The sequence below is a fragment of the Actinoallomurus acaciae genome (assembly GCF_042429965.1).
GTDB classification, from domain to species: Bacteria; Actinomycetota; Actinomycetes; order Streptosporangiales; family Streptosporangiaceae; genus Actinoallomurus; species Actinoallomurus acaciae.
In genome coordinates, this window is sequence record NZ_JBHLZP010000698.1 from 1 (window position 1) to 3,520 (window position 3,520).

General features: G+C 72.2%; 4 protein-coding genes. 1 reads left to right on the forward strand and 3 read right to left on the reverse strand.

Annotation, left to right across the window (positions count from 1 at the left end):
- Positions 1 to 137: 137 nt before the first annotated feature.
- Positions 138 to 449 (reverse strand): hypothetical protein, encoded by a 312-nt coding sequence (locus ACFFNX_RS45240; RefSeq protein WP_378212478.1) that lies wholly within the window; start codon positions 447 to 449, stop codon positions 138 to 140.
- 56 nt (positions 450 to 505) lie between these two features.
- Positions 506 to 1,060, reverse strand: a complete 555-nt coding sequence (locus ACFFNX_RS45245) for a uridine kinase family protein (protein ID WP_378212480.1) — start codon at positions 1,058 to 1,060, stop codon at positions 506 to 508.
- Between the two features lie 210 nt (positions 1,061 to 1,270).
- On the opposite strand from ACFFNX_RS45245, the gene ACFFNX_RS45250 reads away from it, so the two are divergent.
- The gene (locus ACFFNX_RS45250; RefSeq protein ID WP_378212481.1) at positions 1,271 to 1,900 is read left to right on the forward strand and encodes a GmrSD restriction endonuclease domain-containing protein; all 630 of its coding nucleotides are present in this window, start codon (positions 1,271 to 1,273) and stop codon (positions 1,898 to 1,900) included.
- A gap of 124 nt (positions 1,901 to 2,024) precedes the next feature.
- On the opposite strand, the gene ACFFNX_RS45255 is transcribed toward ACFFNX_RS45250, so the two are convergent.
- Positions 2,025 to 3,520: DUF4132 domain-containing protein (locus ACFFNX_RS45255; protein ID WP_378212482.1), on the reverse strand; the 1,496-nt coding region annotated here is incomplete at its 5' end.

Below are 3,520 nucleotides of genomic sequence, written 5' to 3' on the forward strand. Positions count from 1 at the left end.
GCTGCGGGCGCGCCTGCGCGACGCACGCGGCCCGGCGGCCTTCTTCGACCGGGGTCCCGGCTACGCGACGCTCGCCGGCGGGCGTACCCGCGCGGACGTGGACGACCCGGCGTCCTGACGGGCCAGCGGCCGGGTTCTCAGGGGCCGGTCGCGGCGAGGACGGCGCCGGTCGCCAGGCAGACCAGTTCGCCGGCCAGCCCGATGAGCGTCCAGCGGCGCATCCACGCGAGCGAGGACCACTTGACGCCGATGACGGACACCGCGCAGAAGGCGAGCGTGCCGAACACGCAGATCGGCGTGATGAGGTTCTTGAGGCCGTCGTCGCAGATGGCGGCCGTGTCGTGCGGCGCGCAGCCGTGCTCGGCCGACGACATCCAGTCGATCACGATGCCGGCGCCCGCGAGCGCGACGACGAGCAGGAACAGCCCCAGGGTCGTTTCCGAGCGCATTACCCATCGCCACACTTTCCCCATGTCGGCCATTATTACGGGATAGGTCGGACGGGCTACGAGAAATTACCGTTGATGACCAGGTCGACCCGTTCGCGGGTCCGGTCCGCGGTGAACAGTTTCGCCTCGGTCTCGGCCCAGTGATCCCAGGCGGCCAGGTCGTCGCCGCGCCCGGCCGCGCGCCGCCTCCGTGCCGCGCGCGGGGCCTCCACCCAGATGCGGAACGCCGCCGGCGGCTCCTGGCGCGCGGCGCCGACCCCCTCGATGACCAGCACGGGCGCGACCGGGACCGTGATCTCCTCGGCGTACGCGCCGCGCCGCCAGTCGTACCGGCGAAAACGCCCGGGACGGCCGGCACGCAGCGGCGCAAGCACGTGCGCGGTGAGGGGCGGCCACCAGGCGAGCGGCTCGCCGTCCCAGGGCACCGGGAAGTCGTCGGAGTGCACGACCGGCGCGCCGTCCAGGGCGGCCGCCAGAGCGGCGCTGAACGTGGTCTTGCCCGCCGCGCTCGGCCCGTCCACCGCGACGATCCGTACGGGTCCCCACGACGGCTCCAAGGCGCGGAGCCGGGACACGAGCGTGGCGTCGACCGGAGGAACGGGAGTGGACATTCCGCCCATCCTGCCCGAGCCGCCGCTTCTGGGGACCTCGGCCCCCGTGCCCCGGCCGTGCGAGCGCGACGCGCGAGACGGAAATGGCGGATGGGCCATTTGTCCAGATCCGGTCAATACAGGCGTATTTACCGTCTAGTAACCATTTGGTTGACTCTGGGCGCGAGTCTCATGCGGGGAGCGGGATCCACGGATGAGAGGACCTCAGCAGTGCGACGTGCCGTTACGCTCGTGGCGACCCTGATCGGGATCGCGAGTCTCATCGGACCTTCCACCCAGGCGCTGGCCGACCCGCCACCGCCCCCGTCGGAGTCGACCGCGCGGACCGAACTCGCCGCGCTCACGGTCGGCACCCCGCACAGCATGGACGGCTACAGCCGCGACGCCTTCGACGTCTGGGCCGAACAGCCCGACGGCTGCACCACCCGCCAGGACGTGCTCGCCCGCGACGGCGAGAACGTGGTCGAGGGCAGCGACGGCTGCCAGCCGACCTCGGGCTCCTGGTACAGCGCCTACGACGACAAGACGGTCACCGTGGTCTCCCAGGCGACGATCGACCACATCGTGCCGCTCGCCGACGCGTGGCGGACCGGCGCCGACCAGTGGACCGCCGCCCAGCGCAAGGCGTTCGGCAACGACCTGACCGACGCACAGCTGATCATCGCGTCGAACTCCAGCAACAGCTCCAAGGGCGACAAGGACCCCAGCGAGTGGAAGCCGCCGAACACGTCGTACTGGTGCACGTACGGCGAGGAGTACGTGAGCGTGAAGTACAAGTTCGAGCTGTTCGTGACCAGCGACGAGAAGTCCGCCCTGGGAGACCTCCTCGACGCCTGCTGAGCCGATGCGCGGAACCCGCCCTCAAGGGGGCGGGTTCCGCTCGTCCACAGCCGCACGGCCCTGTATCCAGGACGGTGCGAGGGGTCCATCACCACCGGCCCGTGACCACCGGCCCGTCACCACGTCACACGGTCGTTGGCGTCGTCTCCTCGAATGCCTCGGTCAGGTTCGCGAGGGCCTCGGAGATGATCGCCGGGTCCACCGCGTCGAAGTCCACGGCGTTGAAGGCGGGGCCGTCGCGGTCCGGTCGGCGATCGTCCAGCCGGGCGTGCAGGATCTTCTGTTCGGGGTCGTCGATGCCCGCTCCGGCGACGATGCCCGGATCGAGGCCGATCACCAGGTGACGGCCGGGGGCCAGCTCCCGTGAGACCCAGCGCGTCGTGTCGTGGTCCTGCGGCTCTCCCCGTTCCCAGCCGCGCCGGATCAGTCGCAGTACGCCGCGGATCGGCATCGTGCGGCCCTCGAAGCGGTCCAGCCGGCCGCTGGACCGCTCGTCCCCGGTCAGGGTGTGCACGGTCCGGCCGAGCTGCGGGAAGGGCTGCAGGATCTCGTAGTCGGCGAACAGCTCGGACCAGGCCGGCAGGTCGCCGCCGAGGTCGGCGGGGTGCGCGATGCGGATCGTCGCCGGTCCGGGCAGGTCCAGCGCGTCGTCGGTGATGCCGGCGAGGGTGCGGTCCTCGGCGATCCGGAACGCCGTCGTCCGGTCGCCGTCCTCGGCGGTCCACACCAGCCTGCGCGTGATGTGCCACGTCAGCGGGTGCGTGACGAACAGGTCCCGGAACTCGGCGAGCGTCCAGCGGCGCCGGGTCACCATGGCGGTCTCCAGCCGGCGGACCTGATCGCCGGCGATCGTGCGGACGTCCTTCCTGAGCCCGGCGAACCTCCGGTACGCCTCCTCGGCCAGTGAGGGGTCGTCCTTGGTCCCGGGCCTCGGCAGTGTCCTACGGTGTCCGCCGTGCTCGTCGGTGACGTACGGGCGGAGCTGTTCGTCGAAGCCGGCGACGAACCGCCGGGGCCCGTAGTCGAGGACGAGGGTGCCGTCGGGGTCGAGACCGAAGTCCGGCACCAGCCGGTCGGCGAGCCGCTCGGGCGTCAGGCCCAGCCGGGCGGCGACCTCGTCGATGCGCGCCCGGGCCCGCGCCTTGAGCGCCGGGAACCGCACCTTCTGCGCGATTCCGTTCAGGTGCATCAGCGCGACGTCGGTGCCGATCTCGCCGAGCACGTCCAGGCCCTTGACCGCCTTGGCGTTCCCGCCCTCACCCGGCCAGGCCCGGATCACCGGCGCGAGCCGCCGTACCGTCTCGTCGTCGCCGAGCCAGCCGAGCTGGGTCAGCGCCCAGCCGTCCCGGGCCGGCGCGCCGGCCGCCTGCCAGCTGCGGAACAGCGCCCAGGAGAACTCCGCCAGGGAGGCCGGGTCGCAGGCCTCGCGGACCGGCCCGATGCCCGGGTACATCGCGTCCGGCTTCGAGATCGCGAGCATGGTCAGGAGGTGGGCGGTCGCCTCGCGCGGCAGCGCCCGCGTGCGGTCGCGCAGCCGGACCTGCGGGAGCAGCTCGGACCCGGCCCACCGGCCGATCGCCGGCATCCGGTCCGGGAGGAGCTCCATCGGATCGACCGCGA